We start from the raw sequence: 19,076 nt of genomic DNA, 5'->3' as shown, positions 1-19,076 counted from the left end.
TTTAACGTTAAATGAGGAGTGCAGCGCGACCCGGGGCGAAAGCGCTTTTTAATGAAGCTATTAGCCCTACTTACCGGGCAATAAAAAGCGAAAAAGCGCGCTTTCGCGTACCTTATAGAGAGTGCGCGCAATGTGACAGGTATGGATTAACGGAGGTTGAGTGGACGCGATTAAAGGCTCGGAGTTGCAAATACCGGACGCGATCTTCGCGTGGGTGCTCGACGGGCAGGGGGGCGTGAAGCCGCTCACCGATAACGATATTATCGACAAAGACAAGCCCTGCTGGCTGCATCTGAATTATACCCACAGCGACAGCGCCGACTGGCTGGCGGCCACCCCGTTGCTGCCCAACAACGTGCGTGACGCCCTGGCGGGGGAGAGCACCCGGCCACGGGTGACGCGGATCGGCGACGGGGCGCTGATCACCCTGCGCTGCATTAACGGCAGTACCGATGAGCGTCCCGACCAGCTGGTGGCGATGCGTCTGTATATGGACGAGCGGCTGATCGTCTCCACCCGTCAGCGCAAGGTGCTGGCGCTGGACGATGTGCTGGGTGACCTGAAGGAGGGCAATGGCCCGACGGACGGCGGCAGCTGGCTGGTGGAAGTCTGCGATGCGCTGACCGATCATGCCAGCGAGTTTATCGAACAGCTGCACGACCGCATTATCGACCTGGAAGATGACCTGCTTGACCAACAGGTGCCACCGCGGGGTTTTCTCGCGCTGCTGCGTAAGCAACTGATTGTGATGCGCCGCTATATGGCGCCGCAGCGCGACGTTTACGCCCGACTGGCCAGCGAGCGGCTGCCGTGGATGAGTGACGATCAGCGGCGGCGGATGCAGGATATCGCTGAGCGGCTGGGGCGCGGTCTGGATGAGATCGACAGCTGTATCGCCCGGACGGCGATCATGAGCGACGAGATCGCCCAGATTATGCAGGAGTCGCTGGCGCGGCGGACCTACACGATGTCGTTGATGGCGATGGTGTTTCTGCCCAGCACCTTTTTAACCGGCCTGTTCGGCGTCAACCTTGGCGGGATCCCGGGAAACAGCTGGCATCTGGGGTTTAGCCTCTTCTGCCTGATGTTAGTTGTTGTCATCGGTGGTGTTGCGTGGTGGTTACATCGCAGTAAATGGTTGTAAAGAATCGCCTTTTAGCGGCCGCATTGCCGGGAAAACCCGGCAATGTTTGAGCGAAATCAATAAACCACCTACCCATTCAGGGCAATATCTCTCTCGCAGGTGAATGCAACGTCAAGCGATGGGCGTTGCGCTCCATATTGTCTTACTTCCTTTTTTGAATTACTGCATAGCACAATTGATTCGTACGACGCCGACTTTGTTGAGTCGGCTTTTTTTTTGCGCTCTCCGGACCAGCTTCTACGCTTACTAAGACACCCGACGGTCTTCAGGCCGTTAAGCCTGCGGGTACGCCCGTATTACTCTCCGGGAGGCCTCTATGCATTACGCTTCAGGGCTGACAGCCCAGTCTATCCCCATCTCACCCGAGCCGAACGATCCGGCTCCTTTACCCGACCCACGACCGCGTCCGCAGCCGCAGCCCGATCCGCCGCCTGACGAAGAGCCGATTAAATTGTCGCATCAGGCGCGGAGATCTGCGAGGATACGCGCCTGCAGATTGTCCGTCCTTTAATACGAGAATACATTGTGACCGCTTTTTCTACCCTGACTGTTTTACCTGCCGCCCAATTAGCCAACCTTAATGAGCTGGGTTATCTGTCGATGACCCCGGTTCAGGCCGCCGCCCTGCCGGCGATCCTTGCGGGGAAAGATGTGCGCGTGCAGGCAAAAACCGGCAGCGGAAAAACGGCCGCATTTGGGCTGGGTCTGCTGCAGCATATCGATCCGGCGCGCTTTGAAACCCAGTCGCTGGTCCTGTGTCCGACCCGCGAGCTGGCCGATCAGGTTGCCGGTGAGCTGCGTCGCCTGGCGCGCTGCCTGCCGAACATCAAGATTCTGATGCTCTGCGGCGGGCAGCCCTTTGGCGCCCAGCGAGATTCACTCCAGCACGCCCCGCATATCATCGTCGCCACCCCGGGCCGTCTGCTCGATCATCTGCAGAAGGGGACGGTCTCCCTTGACGCGTTGCAGACCCTGGTGATGGATGAAGCGGACCGCATGCTCGATATGGGCTTCAGCGACGCCATCGACGAGGTGATCCGCTTCGCGCCGGCTGACCGGCAGACCCTGCTGTTTTCCGCCACCTGGCCCGCGGCAATCGCGGCGATCAGCGGCCGGGTACAGCGCAATCCGCAGACAATTGAGATCGACACTGTCGATGCGCTCCCGGCGATTGAGCAGCAGTTCTTTGAAGTTTCCCGCCACGGTAAGATTGCCCTGCTGCAGCGCCTGCTCAGCCAGCATCAACCCGCATCCTGTGTGGTGTTCTGCAACACCAAACGCGATTGCCAGGCGGTCTGCGATGCGCTCAACGCCGCCGGGCAGAGCGCCTTGTCGCTGCACGGTGATCTCGAGCAGCGCGACCGCGATCAGACGCTGGTGCGCTTCGCCAACGGCAGCGTCCGGGTTCTGGTGGCGACCGACGTCGCCGCCCGCGGCCTCGACATCAAATCCCTCGCGCTGGTGGTGAACTTCGAGCTGGCCTGGGATCCGGAGGTGCATGTTCACCGCATCGGCCGTACCGCCCGCGCCGGCGAACAAGGGCTGGCCATCAGCTTCTGTGCGCCGGAAGAGGCGCAGCGCGCCACGATCCTGGCCGACATGCTGCAGCTCTCCCTGAACTGGCTGCCGGCGCCGACGGGCAACACCATCGCACCGCTGACGGCGGAGATGGCCACGCTGTGTATTGACGGCGGTAAAAAGGCGAAAATGCGCCCGGGAGATGTGCTGGGAGCCCTGACCGGGGATATGGGTTTTGACGGTGCCGATATCGGCAAAATTACCGTCCATCCGGCTCATGTCTATGTGGCGATCCGCCAGAATATGGCGCAGAAGGCGTATAAGCAGTTACAAAATGGCAAGATTAAGGGCAAAGCCTGCCGCGTTCGACTGCTGAAGTAAGGGCAGGTTAGTGCGTCTCAGGCGGCTGCCTGAGACGCGTGAGGGTTACTTCACTTCCACCACGTTCAGACGCAGTTCATCGAGACGGGCGTCTTCTTCTTCGGGCTGCCAGCCGGCAGGCTGCAGGGGAATATCTTCCCGGTCAAACGCCAGATCGCCACCGTCCACTACCTCGGAGCCGTGGGTGATACCTTTAAAGTCAAACAGATTGACATCGCTCAGATGTGAAGGCACCACGTTCTGCATCGCGCTGAACATGGTTTCAATGCGCCCAGGATAACGCTTATCCCAGTCGCGGAGCATATCGGCGATCACCTGACGCTGCAGATTTGGCTGCGAACCGCACAGGTTGCACGGAATAATCGGGAAGCCTTTGGCCTGGGAGAAGCGCTCGATGTCCTTTTCGCGGCAGTACGCCAGCGGGCGGATGACGATGTGTTTGCCGTCGTCGCTCATTAGCTTCGGCGGCATCCCTTTCATTTTGCCGCCGTAGAACATATTCAGGAACAGCGTTTGCAGGATGTCATCGCGATGATGGCCGAGGGCGATCTTGGTCGCCCCGAGCTCGGTGGCGGTACGGTAGAGGATGCCGCGACGCAGGCGAGAGCACAGCGAGCAGGTGGTTTTCCCTTCCGGGATCTTCTCTTTGACGATGCCGTAGGTATTCTCTTCGACAATCTTGTATTCCACGCCCAGTTGCTCAAGATACGCCGGCAGAATATGCTCCGGGAAACCAGGCTGTTTCTGATCGAGGTTCACCGCCACCAGCGAGAAGGAGATGGGCGCGCTTTTCTGCAGATTACGCAGGATCTCCAGCATGGTATAGCTGTCCTTGCCGCCAGAAAGACAAACCATAATGCGGTCGCCCTCTTCAATCATATTGAAGTCGGCAATCGCCTCACCGACGTTGCGGCGCAGACGTTTCTGCAGCTTATCGATGTTGTATTTTTCTTTTTTACTGATTTCTTGGTTTTGCAGCATGTAATAGTGGCTCAATTCATAGTGTGGCATCAGAAGAGCACGCGTTCTGCCAGCCTGGACAACGTGGCGCTGGCGCGTAGCAATTAATGAGGTCTGACAGACAACCGTGGCGTGTATGGTACGGATTCAGGCGCGGAATGTCAGCATCTTTCCGGCACTTTCCGCTGCGGGCAGGCAGGCGGAGGCGGTGTAAGCGGAAATAAAAAGCCCGCCGGGCGGCGGGCTGTGGCGTTAACGCACCACCAGGACTGAGCACTCGGCGTGGCGGACCACCGCGGCGGCGTTGGAGCCCAGCAGATAGGTGGTGATATCTGGCCGGTGCGACGCGATGATCACCAGGTCGGCGGGTAGCGACTTGGCCAGCGCGAGGATCTTATCTTTTGGCGACCCTTCGGCGACGTGAAAATGCATCCGATCTTCCGGGATGGAAAATTGTTTGGCGATCTCTTTAAGCTGCGTTTCCGTTCCTTCGCGCAGCTCATCCATACCCGGCAGTTCGGCGGTGTAAGCCATTCCCAGTGAGGCATAATAGGGCAGGGAAGGGATCACGGAGAGGAAATGGACCTCGGCGTCGTCAATCCGTGCTTCCGATTCAACGTGACTGATAATGCGTTCAGTAAATTCTTTATCAGAGATATCGATAGGGACAAGAATCATTCTGCTCATAAAAACCTCCTGTTTAAGTATCCCCTCACATTGTACGGCATTAGAGCACGTTTTGTATCATGACCGTGGTCACACTTTGACATTAACGTGGCTTGCGTTCGGGGAATTTCCCTTTGATCACGCCGTCATAAAATCGTCCTTTTGACACCACCTGTAAAAAATCGCGGAAAATACGCGGTGGCACGCCGGTATATTGCAACGGCGGCTGGTGATAAAAATAGATTTCCAGTGTGGCGGAGGCGTCATCGTAGGCGACAGAGATAATTCGGGATGATTTTACCGGGTGATGATGCATAGTGGACGTCCTCGGGCAAGCACTGACTGAGCACGACTATATCACTAAATGGACGGCTATTTTAACCAGCGGGATATATTGTTTTGTTTTATCTACTGTACGGCGGGAGGAAGAAGCCCGCCGGAACCGGCGGGCTGGCGCATCAGAACTGGTAAACCAGGCCCAGGGCGACGATGTTGTCGGTAGAGATACCGTTGTCTTTGTAGAAGCTGTCGTTGTCATCCAGCAGGTTGATTTTGTAATCAACGTAGGTAGACATATTACGGTTGAAGTAATAGGTAGCGCCAACGTCCATATATTTGACCAGATCTTTATCGGCGTAGCGGCCGTTATTATAGAGATCTTTGCCTTTGGACTGCAGGTAGGAGATGGCCGGACGCAGGCCGAAGTCGAACTGATACTGCGCGGTGACTTCGAAGTTTTGCGTTTTATTGGCCACGCCGTCATTGCCGTACGGGGTCATATTGCGGGTTTCTGAGTACATGGTCGCCAGGTAGATATCGTTGGCGTCGTACTTCAGGCCGGCGGTCCAGGCTTCGGCTTTATCGCCGCGGGCGTTGGTCTGGGTCATCTGATCGTTGGTACGGTCAGAAGAGGTGTAGGCCGCTGCCGCGCTGATGCCCATGCCGAAGTCATAAGAGGTGGAGAGACCGAAGCCATCGCCATTGTCGAAGCGAACATCGCTGTCGCTGCTGCGGTTATTGGTGCCGACGTTGATATCCTGCGCGTTCTGACCTTCGTTTTTACCCTGATACTGCAGGGCAAAGTTCAGACCCTCCACCAGGCCAAAGAAATCGCTGTTGCGGTAGGTCGCGACGCCGTTGGCGCGGCCTGCCATAAAGTTATCCGCATAGGTGTAGGAGTCGCCGCCGAACTCCGGCAGCATATCGGTCCAGCCTTCGACGTCGTACAGCACGCCATAGTTACGACCGTAGTCGAAGGAGCCGTAATCACCCACTTTGATACCCGCGAATGCCAGACGGGTCCACGCCTGATCGCTGGAGCTCTCGGTGTTGTTGGCCTGAACGTTATATTCCCACTGACCATAGCCGGTAAGCATATCGTTGATCTGGGTTTCGCCTTTAAAGCCGAAACGCAAATAAGTTTGATCGCCGTCTTTTTTCGAGTCGCTGGAGAAATAGTGCAGACCGTCTACCTTGCCATAGAGATCTAATTTATTTCCGTCTTTATTATAAATTTCCGCCGCATGGACGGCACCGGCGGCTAATAAAGCCGGAATAACGAGGGCCAGTACTTTTCTTTTCATGAAGAAATTCCTTTAACTGTTTTTATGTTTTAGCTTCCGGGAAGGAAGTGAACTCATGCTAAAGGAGCGGTCTGAGATATGGTAAGACTCAATTGTTACGATATAAGTAAAATCTAAAATAAATAATACCAAAGAAATGGTGATAATTATGCTGAATATATCCGTGGATAATATACAAAATAAAAATTATACATGCCCAGGGTAATCACGTATTATTCGCACGTTATATGCCTTTATTGTCATGCCAATTATTTATTGTTGCCGTCTCATTCTGCGGAATGATTTTGTTTATCGGTAAAACGACAAGCCCGAACAACATGTTCGGGCTTTTTTTATGGCTGCAGGATGGAAAATAACCTTAGCCTTCGCTCGGTGATTTCTCCGCTTTGCCGGCCAGCTGGGCGAGGAAGTCATACCGTTTCTGCAGATCGGCGGCGGCGTCTTTCCACAACTGCTCCGCCACCTCCGGCTGCTGGGCGTTCAGGCGACGGAAGCGTTGCTCGTTTAGCAGCGTCTCGGCCAGCGCGTCGGACGGCGGACGAGAATCCAGCGCCAGCGGCAGTTTGCCTTCGTCGGCGCGACGCGGGTCGAAGCGGTAGAGCGGCCAGAATCCAGTGGCGGTCAGCTGACGCATCTGATCGTGGCTGAGCGCCAGATCGTAGCCGTGCTCTTCGCAAGGACTGTAGGCGATGATCAGCGACGGTCCCGGATAGGCTTCCGCTTCCTGAATCGCTTTCACCGTCTGGTTCAGCTGCGCGCCCAGCGAAATCTGCGCCACATAGACATGACCGTACATCATCATGCTGACGCCAAGATCTTTGCGCGCCTTGCGTTTACCGTGTTCGCCAAACTTGGTGACTGCCCCCAGCGGGGTGGCTTTTGACGCCTGGCCGCCGGTGTTGGAGTAACACTGGGTATCCAGCACCAGAATGTTGACGTTTTCCGTCAGGCTCAGCACATGATCCAGACCGCCGAAGCCAATATCGTAGGCCCAGCCGTCGCCACCGATCAGCCAGACGGATTTCTCCACCAGCGCGTCAGCATCGGTCAGCAGCTCTTCAGCGCCGTCCACGCCGGCCAGCGCCTGGCGCAGGGCCGCCACCTGTTCGCGGCGTACTTCCGGCGTCGCCTCGGCATGCAGCGCCGCGTTCAACTCTGCCGGCAGTTTGTCGGCAAATTCGCTCAGCAGGCGCATCACGCGCTGACGGTGCTGGTCGACGGTTAAGCGGATGCCGAGCCCGAATTCAGCGTTATCCTCAAACAGCGAGTTGGCCCATGCCGGGCCGCGGCCGTTGGCGTCGGTCGTATACGGCGTCGAGGGCAGGTTGCCGCCGTAAATGGAGGAGCAGCCGGTAGCATTGGCAATCAACATCCGATCGCCATACAGCTGGGTCAGCAGTTTGATATACGGCGTTTCGCCACAGCCGGAGCAGGCGCCGGAGTATTCAAACAGCGGGCTGATCAGCTGCGAGGTGCGAATATCTATCCGCTCCAGTTTTGTGCGGTCGATTTCCGGCAGGTTGAGGAAGTAATCGTAATTGACCTTCTCCTCTTCCACATGCTCCAGGCGCGACATCATATTGATAGCCTTGATCTCCGGGTTCTGGCGATCTTTCGCCGGGCACACTTCAACGCACAGGTTGCAGCCGGTGCAGTCTTCCGGGGCGACCTGCAGAACGTATTTTTGTCCGCGCATATCGCGGGATTTGACGTCCAGCGAGTGCAGACTGGCAGGGGCGTTCTCCATCTCTTCCGGCGCGACCACTTTGGCGCGGATCGCCGAGTGCGGGCAGGCGGCGACGCAGTGGTTGCACTGCGTACACAGCGCTTCCTTCCAGATGGGGATCTCTTCGGCGATATTGCGTTTCTCCCAGCGCGTGGTGCCCATGGGCCAGGTGCCGTCCGGCGGCAGGGCGGAGACCGGCAGCGCATCGCCGAGGCCGGCCAGCATCGCGGCGGTGACCGTTTTGACGAAATCCGGCGCGGCGTCGGAGACCACCGGCGGGCGGTTCGGACTGCTGGCGTTCACTGGCTGGAGCGGCACTTCCGCCAGCGATTCCCGGGCCAGGGCCAGCGCCTGCCAGTTGCGTTCCACCAGCTCCTGGCCTTTGCTGCTGTAGCTTTTGGCGATGGCTGCCTGCAGTTCCGCCAGCGCGCTGTCGCCCGGCAGGATGCGGGTGAGATGGAAGAACGCCATCTGCATCACGGTATTAATGCGCGCGCCGAGGCTGCACTCGCGGGCGATTTTCGCCGCGTTGACCACGTAAAAACGCGCTTTTTTCTGATTCAGGGTGGCCTGGACTTCCTGCGGCAGGCGAGACCAGACCTCATCGGCGCCGTAAGGCGTGTTGAGCAGGAAAATACCGCCGGGCTTCAGCCGCTCGGCCATCTGGTATTTATCGATAAACTGTAGCTGGTGGCAGCCGACGAAATCAGCCTGCGAAATCAGATACGAAGAACGAATCGGTTTTTCGCTGACGCGCAGATGCGACACGGTGAGGCCGCCCGCTTTCTTCGAGTCATAGACAAAATAGCCCTGTGAGAACCACGGGGTCGAGTTGCCGATGATTTTGATGTTGTTTTTGGTGGCTGACACGCTGCCATCGCTGCCGAGACCGTAGAACAGGGCCTCGAGCTTGGCCTCTGCGGGCAGGGTATTTTCTCCCAGCGGCAGCGACAGATTGGTCACGTCATCATAGATACCGACGGTAAAGCGCGGCTTCGGCTGAGCGGACTGCAGTTCACTGAATACCGCCAGCACGCATTCCGGGCCGAACTCCTTGGAGGAGAGGCCATAGCGGCCGCCGATGGTGCGCGGCAGCGTCTCGCGCTCGCCGCGGTTAAAGGCTTCCGCCAGGGCGGTCATCACATCGAGATACAGCGGCTCGGCAAGCGCGCCAGGCTCTTTGGTGCGATCGAGCACCGCTACCGCCCGGGCGCTCTCCGGCAACGCTGCCAGCAGGTGGGCGGCGGAGAACGGGCGATAGAGGCGCACTTTCAGCACGCCGACTTTCTCGCCGCGGCTCAGCAGTTCATCAACCACCTCTTCGCAGGTACCGATGGCCGAACCCATAATGACGATCACGCGCTCTGCCTGCGGGTGGCCGTAAAACTCAAACGGTTTGTACTGACGGCCGGTGGCGGCGGCGAAGTCGTTCATCGCCGTCTCAACATGGTCATAGACCGCGTCGTACCACGGATTGGTGGCCTCCCGGGACTGGAAGTACGTGTCGGGGTTGGCCGAGGTTCCGCGGATCACCGGGTGTTCCGGATTGAGCGCGCGCTGGCGATGCTCGGCGATTTTATCCTGCGGTAGCAGGGCGCGAATGGTGTCATCCGCCAGCGGGGCGATTTTGTTGATTTCGTGCGAGGTGCGGAAACCATCAAAGAAATGAATAAACGGCACCCGGCTTTGCAGGGTGGCGATATGCGAGATCAGCGCAAAATCCTGCGCCTCCTGGACGCTGCTGGCGCACAGCATGGCGCAACCGGTCTGCCGCACGGCCATCACATCGGAATGATCGCCGAAGATCGATAGCGCGTGGGTGGCGACGGTGCGGGCGGCGACGTGCAGCACAAACGGCATCAGCTGGCCGGCCAGTTTGTACAGCGTGGGGATCATCAGCAGCAGACCCTGCGATGAGGTAAAGGAGGTGGAGAGGGCGCCGGTCTGCAGCGCGCCATGTACGGCGCCAATGGCGCCTGCCTCCGACTGCATTTCGACCACGCGGGGAACATCGCCCCAGACGTTTTTCAGCCCATTGCCGGCCCAGGCGTCGGCCTGTTCCGCCATCGTTGAACTGGGCGTGATCGGGTAGATGGCGATAACTTCACTGGTGCGAAACGCGACGGAAGCGACCGCGCCATTACCATCAATCGTAATCATATGAAGACACCCTTACATTGCGCAAAAGAATGGACACGTGAAACCGCGACGCGCCCTGTAATTATATAAGGGGTAGTTTAGCAAACCGTTGGCGCGGCCATTTTTGCATTTGTGTCCTCAATGCGCCGGCCACCCGTGACCAGATCAATATTTTGCATGGTTCGCGGAGAAAATGGCTTCCTGCCGAGTGTCGAGTCACGTGCGCCCGGCGACCAGGCCGGAGCAGATCAAGCTTTCTGCGAAAATTTGCTAGAAAATGTTAATGAGGCGCATAAATACGTACTTCCCCCCTCGACGCCGCCCGCCACGCTGCCTATTATTCTGGGGTTTGCTTTTTTAAGACGTTTCCGAGGGGAGAGAGAATGCGAGCTGCGATATTAGTTGGTTGTGCGGCGCTGTTGCTGTCGGCGTGCAGTAGTGAACCCGTTCAGCAGGCCACGGCGGCGCACGTCACGCCAGGCATGCGGGCGGCGATGAGCGACGCCGGTCAGGCCAACTGCGCCATGATAGGCGGCTCGTTATCGGTGGCTCGTCAGCTCGATGGTTCGGCGATTGGCATGTGCGCGCTGCCGAACGGCAAACGCTGCAGCGAGCAGGCGCTGGCGGGCGGCAGCTGCGGCTACTAACGGCGGCCCCATCGCGGGGCAGCGTCAGCGGCACCTCAAGGCCGGCTAATGCATCAGGTCGGCGAGCTTATAGACCAGCGTCTGGTCGGCGGTCGCCAGCGTCAACTGGTTTTCCGTCAGATCGACCTGCGAGCCTTCGCGCAACATCTTGCCGATCGTCGCGTCAAGGGTATTAAGCTGGGCATCGTGGCACAGCATCCGGGTCATCGCCAGCGACTTCACCTTCAGCTCGCCGTCCGACACCTTGCCTTCCCCGCTAAAACCGTTGCACATATTGCCCGAAACATACATCTTGCCCGTAATAGCCATCTTCTCGCCGAAGCTCAGCTCCAGCGGCCGGTCGCCGGCGTTGACCGCCTGGCCGTTGACGCTGGTCAGCACGAAGCGATGATGCTGCAGCTGTTCCGCGCCGGTGGACACCTTACTGTTATAGACACAGCCGGACAACAGCATACCTGCCGCCAGTAGCGCCGCCAATTTGTTCATTTTCACTCCAAAACATTCACATTACTAATAAAACCAAGCCAGTGTAACGGTATCGCAGCGGGGATCTGTGGGGATTATCTGAATGTGCTCCCCCCGGGAGAGGAGCACAAAAGGGAAAGGAATCAGACGATGGCGTTCGGGCAGGTTTCGCCGTTGGCGACCTGCTGCAGGTTGCCCAGGGTGGTCTCCGAAATGCTGATCAGCGCCTCAGCGGTGAGGAACGCCTGGTGGCCGGTGAACAGCACGTTGTGACAGGCGGAGAGGCGGCGGAAAACGTCGTCCTGGATCACATCGTTGGATTTGTCTTCAAAGAACAGATCGCGTTCGTTCTCATAAACATCCAGCCCCAGCGCGCCAATTTTCTGGTGCTTCAGGGCGTCGATGGCCGCCTGGGAGTCGATCAGCGCGCCGCGGCTGGTGTTAATCACCATCACCCCGTCCTTCATCTGGTCAAACGCCTCGCGATTGAGCAGATGGTAGTTTTCGTCGGTCAGCGGGCAGTGCAGGGAGATCACGTCCGACTCCTTGTACAGTGTAGCGAGGTCGACATATTCCACCCCCAGCTCCAGCGCGGCGGCGCTTGGGTACGGGTCGAACGCCAGCAGGCGCATGCCGAAACCTTTGAGGATCCGCAGCATCGCCACGCCAATTTTCCCGGTGCCGATCACCCCGGCGGTTTTACCATACATGGTGAAACCGGTGAGGCCTTCGAGGGAGAAGTTGGCATCACGGGTACGCTGATAGGCGCGGTGGATGCGACGGTTGAGCGACATCATCATACCGATCGCATGCTCAGCGACGGCTTCCGGCGAGTACGCCGGGACGCGGACCACGCGCAGGCCAAGCTCCTTTGCCGCCTCGAGGTCGACGTTGTTAAATCCGGCGCAGCGCAGAGCGATATACTTCACGCCGTGGGCCTTCAGCTCTTCCAGCACCGGGCGGCTGCCGTCGTCATTGACGAAGATACACACCGCTTCGCAACCGTTGGCGGTTTTGGCGGTCTTCGCTGTCAGCAGGAAGTCGAAGAATTCCAGTTCAAAGCCGTAGGTATCATTCACGTGCTGCAGGTACTTTTTATCGTACTGCTTCGTACTGTAAACCGCGATTTTCATAAGACTTTTCTCCAGTGATTATAACGTCACGGTAGTATATTTAAAATAATCGTACAATTATTAAAAAATAGTTTAAGTGTCAGGTGCTTATGCTAATTCTAGAGCATATCGCGGATTTGCGGAATCTCTTTGAAAGACAAAGTTTTTTCACCACAAACTGAGGCTTAAAGCGCCGGGGGAGAGCAGCAGAAACGGCCACAGCAGACCGGAGCTGACGTTAGCTAGCTGAAACGACCACAGCGGCAGGCCGCTGGCGCCGCTGACCAGGGGCAGGGTGGCGCGCAGGGGAGAGAGGAAGCGACTGAAAAAGACCGCCCACAGCCCGCGGCGCTGAAAAAAGAGTCGGCTGCGGGCCAGCCGCTCGGCGGTCAGCCAGCGTAACTGTGTGAGGCGGTGACGATAGCGAACGCCTAACCACCACGAGAGCCAGAATCCGCCGATGGCGCCGAGGCTGGCGCTGGACCACATTAACAGGAAATGACCGAGACTGGCGGAAGCGAATGTCCCCAACAGCAGCAGGCCGGAGGTGCCCGGGATCGCCAGCGACACCAGCGCGCAGGATTTAGTGAAGGTGAGCAGGAAAACCATTAGTAATACCAATGGATAGTGGCCCTGTGCGCTCTCAAAGAGCGAGATAATTAACGACACGGTCTCTCCCGCAAGCCATTTCTGTCTGGCTGGAGTGTGGCAGGCGCTGCTTAAACAAAAGCTAAATGATGACGGCCGATCGCCGCGCCGCGAGTCCGGCTGGCAACTATGCTTTAACAGGTCGCAAACTTTCACTCACTGGTCGAACGTGTCACAATGGGCGCCATTCGGCTTTTACTTATGTTGAATCAGGATATTAACTGCCCATGAAGGGTAAATATAAAGCCGCCATCGCGCTGGTGTTAGTGCTGGTGTTATTGCCGCTAACGCTGCTGTTGACGCTGACCCACTGGGTGCCGACGCTGGCGGGCATCTGGCTGCCTGTGGGCACTCGTATCTCGTTGCAGGAGAGCCCGCGTCTGACGCGGTCGGCTCTGCTGATCCCCGACCTGCGCTATCTGGTGGGCGACTGTGAACTCGCCCGGGTGACCGATGCCCGTCTCTCGCGTCCCAGCCGCTGGCGGCTGCATATTGGCCAGCTGGACATCAACAGCGCTTGTCTGAGCAAACTGCCGGCCAGCGAGCCCACGCCGGGATCGCCGCGCACCCTCGCCGAATGGCAATCGATGTTGCCCTACAGCTGGTTAACCATTGACAACCTGCGGCTGTCGCCATGGGAGAAATGGCAGGGGCGGCTGGTGATGTCGTTGACGCCAGTGCAACAGGACATCGGCTTTGCCGGTAAGGAACTGAGTCTGCAGGCGCGCCTGCGCGGCCAGGCCCTCACCGTCAGCCAGTTCAGCGCCCGGCTGACTGACGATCAGCCGCCGGTGAAGCTGGTGGGAACCTTCCACCTGCCGCTGGTACCGGATGGTCTGCCGGTCGACGGCCAGATGCAGGGCACCTTTGAATTTCCACAAACCGCGGAATGGATCGATGCCGAGCTCGAGTGGCAGCACAATCGCGGCCAGCTGCTGGTGACGCCGCGCGGCGAGGTAGAGCCGATCCTGGACCTGCCGTGGGAGATCACCCCGGAGCGGATCACCATCAGCGACGGCCGCTGGCGCACCCGCTACCAGAACTATCCGCTCAGCGGGCGCGTCGCATTGTCGGTGGGTAACTGGCAGCAGGGGACCGAGCAGATGACCGTCAGCGGTCGCTTAAATGTCCTCACCGAGGGGCATGCCGGCAAAGGCAACGCGGTGCTGAATATCGGTCCGGGCAAGCTAAGCATGGATAACAGCGACATGCCGCTGCGGCTCACCGGCGAGGCCAAGCTGGGGGAGATGATCTTCTACGCGGCGCTGCCGGCGCAGCTCAGCGGGTCGCTGGTCAGCCCGCAGCTGGCGTTTCATCCCGGGGCGCTGCTGCGTTCGCGCGGACGAGTGATCGATGCGCTGAATATTGATGAAATTCGCTGGCCGCTGGCTGGGGTGAAAGTGACCCAGCAGGGCGTCGATGGCCGCCTGCAGGCGATCCTCCGCGCCCATGAGCAGCAGATGGGCGACTTTACGCTGCATCTGGACGGTCAGGCGAGCGATTTTCTGCCCGACAGCGGCCGCTGGCAATGGCGCTACTGGGGTGAGGGACACTTCACCCCGATGCAGGCGCGCTGGGATGTGAAGGGCAGCGGGGAGTGGCGCGACAATGCTATTACCCTGAGCAGCCTCTCCACCGGCTTCGATAAGCTCGAGTACGGCACGATGCGGGTCAGTACGCCGCGTCTGACGCTCGAGCAGCCGATCCGCTGGCTGCGTGATGCCCAGCACCCGCGGCTGACCGGCGCGCTGTCGCTGGACGCGGCAAAGACCACCTTCTCCGGCGGCAGCTATCTCCCGGCGTCAACGCTGAAATTTGCCCTCGACGGCCGGGACCCGACGTGGTTCCAGTTCACCGGCGCCCTGCACGCCGATACCATTGGCCCGGTGCGGCTGACCGGGCGCTGGGATGGCGAACGGCTGCGCGGCCAGGCGTGGTGGCCAAAACAGTCGCTGACGGTGTTCCAGCCGCTGGTGCCACCGGACTGGAAGATGAATCTGCGGGAAGGCAGTCTCTATGCGCAGGTGGCCTTTTCGGCAGCAGCCGGGCAGGGATTTGAGGCGGGCGGCCACGGCGTGCTGAAGGGCGGCAGCGCCTGGATGCCGGACAATCAGATTAACGGCGTCGACTTCGTGCTGCCATTCCGTTTCAGCGACGGCCACTGGCAGCTGGGCACCCGCCGTCCGGTCTCCCTGCGTATTGGCGAAATCGTCAACCAGGTTACCGCGCGCAATCTGACGGCGGACCTGCAGGGCACCTGGCCGTGGAGTGAGGCCAATCCGCTGCAGCTCAGCGACGTCAGCGTCGATCTGTTAGGCGGAAAACTGACCCTGCTGCAGCTGCGCATGCCGCAGCGCGACCCGGCGCTGATCCGTCTGCAACATATCTCCAGCAGCGAACTCACCAGCGCCGTCAAGGTGAAGCAGTTCGCTATGTCCGGGGCGGTGAGCGGCGCGCTGCCGCTGTGGCTGGAAAACAACCAATGGATCATCCACGACGGCTGGCTGCGTAATGACGGGCCGATGACCCTGCGGCTGGATAAAGACACTGCCGATGCGCTGGTGGCGGACAATGTCTCCGCCGGGGCGGCGATTAACTGGCTGCGCTATATGGAGATCTCCCGCTCGTGGACGCGGATTAACCTCGACAATCTGGGCGTGTTGACGCTTAAGGCCACCGTCAACGGTACCAGCCGGGTGGACGGAAAAAGCAGTACCGTGCATTTAAACTACGCTCATGAAGAGAATATTTTCGATCTGTGGCGCAGTTTACGCTTCGGCGACAATTTACAGGCGTGGCTCGAACAGAATGCCATGCTGCCCGTGCGGCACTGTACGGACGGTAAGACATGTAAGGAACCTAAATGAAGAAGTTGCTAGTGGCCATGGTGGCGCCGATGCTGCTCGCCGGCTGTACGCCGCGTATCGAAATTGCGGCATCGAAAGAGCCCATCACCATTAATATGAATGTCAAAATTGAGCATGAGATCCATATCAAGGTCGATAAGGATGTGGAAAATCTGCTGAAATCCCGCAGCGATCTGTTCTGAGGCGACGATGAGAAAACGACTGTTAAGCGCAGCGCTGGCGCTGACCTTACTCAGCGCGCCCGCGCTGGCGTTGACCCTGAGCGAAGCGCGGCAGCAGGGGCGGGTGGGGGAAACGCTGAACGGCTATCTGGCGCCGCTGCGCCAGGATAAAGAGACCTTAGCGCTGGTGAAGCAGATCAACGCCGCGCGCAGCGAAAGCTACCAGCAGCTGGCGGATGACAACAATCTGCCGGTAGATGAAGTGGCGAAAATGGCCGGGCAGAAGCTGGTGGCCCGCGCTCAGCCCGGGGAGTACGTCCAGGGGCTGAACGGCCAGTGGCGGCGTAAATGATCAGCGGCAGCGCTTGCGGTATTCGCCCGGCGAGACGCCAAAGCGCTGCTTAAAGGCGGTGGAGAAATGGCTGTGGTCGCTGAAGCCCCAGCGGTAGCCGATCCCCGCCAGCTTTTCGTCGTCATGGGCGTTCTGTAGCGCCCGGGCGCACAGATCCAACCGCCGGTTCTTAATATACTGCGCCACCACCAGCCCTTTGTCGGCAAACAACCGGTACAGGCTGCGTACCGACATCCCCGTCTCGCTGGCCAGCCACTCCGGGCGCAAATGCTCCGACTGAATGGACGCATCGATTAAGGCAATAATCTTCTGAAACTGCTTTTCCCGCCGGGAAGGGGCAGGCTCGCGCTGATGCAGCACCGGGCGCAACAGGCAAGCGATCGCCTCCAGCGCCGCTTCACTCTCGCTGGCGGAGAGCGCCGTGCCGCCCATGCTTTCCAGCAGCAGTCGCTGGCTGAGCTGCACCATTGGCAGGGATTTGTCCAGCCGGCAGGCGGTGGCGATGTCGCCTGATGGCGCCACCCGCTGGCGCGGCAGCAGCAATGAGGCCTGACGCGAGGTCTGCTGCCAGACAATCGAGCAGGGGCGGGCGGCGTCGATTAACGTGATATCGCCTGCCGCCAGCGTCACCTGGCGATCGTCCTGTTCGATGATGGCTTCGCCGGCAAGCTGAAATACGGTGTAGAACCAGGCGTCGTTATCGCGTTTTATCTCATTGTGTGTGCGGTAGAGATTAACGCCGGCGGCGGTGACCGTGCTGACCTTGAGGTTACCAGCGTAGCGGGCGTCAATCTCTCCGTGGAAGCGCCCCTCCAGCGGCCGGGCGGCGAAATGGCCGCAGACCTGATTGATCGTCGCCAGCCAGCGCTGGTACGCCAGCCCCCCCTCTGCCGTGGTCATCATTCGCCCTTCTCCTGTAATAACAATGTTTCCGCATTGTTGCATTTATGCCGCCTCAGGCAAGGCCGCGATGGCGGGTATATGAAAGAACTATTACCTGCGGCACATTTCTGCCAGGGTAAGCCGCGGATTTGCGGCGACTGTCACAGCGGCGCAAACGAATGTCACAGAGAAAAAAGCGCCAGCCGCCAACCGGACATAGACTGAAAGCACTATCCGCGAAGAATAAGGAAAGGGTATGTCCACCTCTCAGATAGCGCTGCTTGCCAGCGTCCAGCAGTTTTTAGACCGTCAGCATGGCCTGTATATCGACGGCGCTCCCTGCGCCGCGCAGAGCGAAAACCGGTTAACCGTCTGGGATCCGGCCACCGGGCAGGCGATTGCCACCACCGCCGACGCCAGCCCGGCGGATGTCGACCGGGCGGTAATGTCCGCCTGGCGCGCTTTTGTCGATCGCCGCTGGGCCGGGCGCACCCCGGCCGACCGTGAACGCATCCTGCTGCGTTTTGCCGACCTGGTGGAGCAGCACGGCGAAGAGCTGGCGCAACTGGAAACCCTTGAGCAGGGCAAATCCATTGCGATCTCTCGCGCCTTTGAGGTCGGCTGCACCCTGAACTGGATGCGCTACACCGCGGGGCTGACCACCAAGATCAGCGGCCGGACGCTGGACGTGTCGATCCCGTTCCCGCAAGGGGCGCGTTACCAGGCGTGGACCAAAAAAGAGCCGGTCGGGGTGGTGGCGGGCATCGTCCCGTGGAATTTCCCGCTGATGATCGGCATGTGGAAGGTCATGCCGGCCCTGGCGGCAGGCTGTTCGATCGTCATCAAACCTTCTGAAACCACCCCGCTGACCCTGCTGCGGGTGGCGGAGCTGGCGACCCTGGCGGGCATACCTGACGGGGTATTCAATGTGGTCACCGGCAGCGGCGCCGGCTGCGGCGCGGCGCTGACCGCCCATCCGCAGGTAGCGAAGGTCAGCTTTACCGGCTCGACGGCGACCGGGAAACAGATCGCCCGCGTGGCCGCCGACCGCCTGACTCGCGTGACGCTGGAGCTGGGCGGCAAGAACCCGGCGATTGTGCTCAAAGATGCCGATCCCCAGTGGGTTATTGAGGGGCTGATGACCGGTAGCTTCCTCAATCAGGGGCAGGTCTGCGCCGCCAGCTCGCGGATCTACATCGAAGCGCCGCTGTTTGACACCCTGGTCAGCGGTTTCGAGCAGGCGGTAAAATCGCTGCAGGTGGGGCCGGGGATGCAGGAGACGGCGCAGATCAACCCGGTGGTCTCCCGGGCCCACTGCGACAAGGTGGCGGCCTACCTCGAAGAGGCTCGCCAGCAGAAGGCAGAGCTCATCAGCGGCAGCGCCGGACCGGATGCGGGGGGGTATTATATTCCGCCGACGCTGGTGGTTAACCCCGACGCCGGGCTGCGCCTCACCCGTGAGGAGGTGTTTGGCCCGGTGGTGAACCTGGTGCGGGTGGCCGACGGCGAGGAGGCGCTGCGTCTGGCCAACGACAGCGATTTTGGCCTGACCGCCAGCGTCTGGACCCGCGATCTAACCCAGGCCCTGAACTACACCGACCGTCTGCAGGCGGGAACGGTATGGGTCAACAGCCATACCCTGATTGACGCCAACCTGCCTTTCGGCGGCATGAAGCAGTCTGGTACCGGCCGCGATTTCGGCCCTGACTGGCTCGACGGCTGGTGCGAAACCAAATCCGTCTGCGTGCGTTACTAGACCGCTGTCGGGGAAAGCGAATGGCTTTTCCCGACGCGCCGCTTGCCGACCTCCGGTCTTTCTCGCTAC

The 19,076-nt window shown here is 59.5% G+C and carries 17 protein-coding genes; 8 read left to right on the top strand and 9 right to left on the bottom strand.

Annotated features, from left to right (window positions below):
• The first annotated feature begins 160 nt into the window (after window positions 1-160).
• The 3 genes from zntB (at window position 161) to dbpA (ending at window position 3,043) form a co-directional block, all read left to right on the top strand.
• A complete protein-coding gene (gene zntB, locus DTA24_RS16255; RefSeq protein ID WP_008805152.1) occupies window positions 161-1,144 on the top strand; it encodes a zinc transporter ZntB in 984 nt (327 codons plus the stop codon).
• 334 nt (window positions 1,145-1,478) lie between these two features.
• Window positions 1,479-1,655, top strand: a complete 177-nt coding sequence (locus DTA24_RS29010; RefSeq protein WP_369707647.1) for a hypothetical protein — start codon at window positions 1,479-1,481, stop codon at window positions 1,653-1,655.
• 14 nt (window positions 1,656-1,669) lie between these two features.
• Complete coding sequence (gene dbpA / locus DTA24_RS16250) at window positions 1,670-3,043, top strand: ATP-dependent RNA helicase DbpA (RefSeq protein ID WP_008805151.1); 1,374 nt, start codon at window positions 1,670-1,672, stop codon at window positions 3,041-3,043.
• 45 nt (window positions 3,044-3,088) lie between these two features.
• Here dbpA and ttcA read toward each other — a convergent pair whose 3' ends face one another.
• From ttcA to nifJ, 5 genes are all read right to left on the bottom strand, one after another.
• Entirely contained in the window at window positions 3,089-4,024 is a 936-nt protein-coding gene (ttcA, locus tag DTA24_RS16245) for a tRNA 2-thiocytidine(32) synthetase TtcA (RefSeq protein ID WP_002902422.1), read from the bottom strand.
• 231 nt (window positions 4,025-4,255) lie between these two features.
• Window positions 4,256-4,690, bottom strand: coding sequence for a universal stress protein UspF (gene uspF / locus DTA24_RS16240; RefSeq protein ID WP_008805149.1), 435 nt, complete (start codon window positions 4,688-4,690; stop codon window positions 4,256-4,258).
• Window positions 4,691-4,772: 82 nt separating this feature from the next.
• The gene (locus DTA24_RS16235) at window positions 4,773-4,985 is read right to left on the bottom strand and encodes a KTSC domain-containing protein (protein WP_008805148.1); all 213 of its coding nucleotides are present in this window, start codon (window positions 4,983-4,985) and stop codon (window positions 4,773-4,775) included.
• 142 nt (window positions 4,986-5,127) lie between these two features.
• On the bottom strand, window positions 5,128-6,252 hold the full coding sequence (gene ompK37, locus DTA24_RS16230) for a porin OmpK37 (protein ID WP_022066059.1): 1,125 nt from the start codon (window positions 6,250-6,252) through the stop codon (window positions 5,128-5,130).
• Between the two features lie 358 nt (window positions 6,253-6,610).
• Window positions 6,611-10,138, bottom strand: coding sequence for a pyruvate:ferredoxin (flavodoxin) oxidoreductase (gene nifJ / locus DTA24_RS16225; RefSeq protein WP_123836952.1), 3,528 nt, complete (start codon window positions 10,136-10,138; stop codon window positions 6,611-6,613).
• 362 nt (window positions 10,139-10,500) lie between these two features.
• Between nifJ and DTA24_RS16215 the strand changes: the two genes are divergently transcribed.
• Window positions 10,501-10,764, top strand: coding sequence for a DUF333 domain-containing protein (locus tag DTA24_RS16215; protein WP_008805145.1), 264 nt, complete (start codon window positions 10,501-10,503; stop codon window positions 10,762-10,764).
• 45 nt (window positions 10,765-10,809) lie between these two features.
• On the opposite strand, the gene hslJ is transcribed toward DTA24_RS16215, so the two are convergent.
• The 3 genes from hslJ to DTA24_RS16200 all read right to left on the bottom strand — a co-directional run bounded on the left by hslJ (window position 10,810) and on the right by DTA24_RS16200 (window position 13,010).
• The gene (gene hslJ, locus DTA24_RS16210; protein WP_110196358.1) at window positions 10,810-11,250 is read right to left on the bottom strand and encodes a heat shock protein HslJ; all 441 of its coding nucleotides are present in this window, start codon (window positions 11,248-11,250) and stop codon (window positions 10,810-10,812) included.
• Window positions 11,251-11,372: 122 nt separating this feature from the next.
• Window positions 11,373-12,362, bottom strand: a complete 990-nt coding sequence (locus DTA24_RS16205; RefSeq protein WP_008805143.1) for a 2-hydroxyacid dehydrogenase — start codon at window positions 12,360-12,362, stop codon at window positions 11,373-11,375.
• A gap of 147 nt (window positions 12,363-12,509) precedes the next feature.
• Entirely contained in the window at window positions 12,510-13,010 is a 501-nt protein-coding gene (locus tag DTA24_RS16200) for a DedA family protein (RefSeq protein WP_008805142.1), read from the bottom strand.
• 206 nt (window positions 13,011-13,216) lie between these two features.
• Between DTA24_RS16200 and DTA24_RS16195 the strand changes: the two genes are divergently transcribed.
• From DTA24_RS16195 to DTA24_RS16185, 3 genes are read left to right on the top strand one after another with little or no spacing between them, the layout of a single operon-like run.
• Window positions 13,217-15,856 carry a YdbH family protein gene (locus DTA24_RS16195; protein WP_123836951.1) on the top strand — a complete coding sequence of 880 codons (2,640 nt, stop codon included), beginning with the start codon at window positions 13,217-13,219 and terminating at the stop codon, window positions 15,854-15,856.
• A complete protein-coding gene (locus tag DTA24_RS16190; protein WP_016160896.1) occupies window positions 15,853-16,038 on the top strand; it encodes a YnbE family lipoprotein in 186 nt (61 codons plus the stop codon). Before DTA24_RS16195 ends, DTA24_RS16190 begins: the two co-directional genes overlap by 4 nt.
• 7 nt (window positions 16,039-16,045) lie before the next feature.
• Complete coding sequence (locus tag DTA24_RS16185) at window positions 16,046-16,369, top strand: YdbL family protein (protein ID WP_012541948.1); 324 nt, start codon at window positions 16,046-16,048, stop codon at window positions 16,367-16,369.
• Here DTA24_RS16185 and feaR read toward each other — a convergent pair whose 3' ends face one another.
• Window positions 16,370-17,272, bottom strand: a complete 903-nt coding sequence (gene feaR / locus DTA24_RS16180) for a transcriptional regulator FeaR (protein ID WP_016160897.1) — start codon at window positions 17,270-17,272, stop codon at window positions 16,370-16,372.
• Window positions 17,273-17,507: 235 nt separating this feature from the next.
• Between feaR and DTA24_RS16175 the strand changes: the two genes are divergently transcribed.
• The gene (locus DTA24_RS16175) at window positions 17,508-19,007 is read left to right on the top strand and encodes an aldehyde dehydrogenase family protein (RefSeq protein WP_012541945.1); all 1,500 of its coding nucleotides are present in this window, start codon (window positions 17,508-17,510) and stop codon (window positions 19,005-19,007) included.
• Window positions 19,008-19,076: the final 69 nt, after the last annotated feature.

This window comes from Klebsiella sp. P1CD1 (assembly GCF_003790505.1).
Classification (GTDB): Bacteria; Pseudomonadota; Gammaproteobacteria; order Enterobacterales; family Enterobacteriaceae; genus Klebsiella; species Klebsiella variicola.
This window is presented reverse-complemented; position numbering and strand designations above follow the sequence as displayed.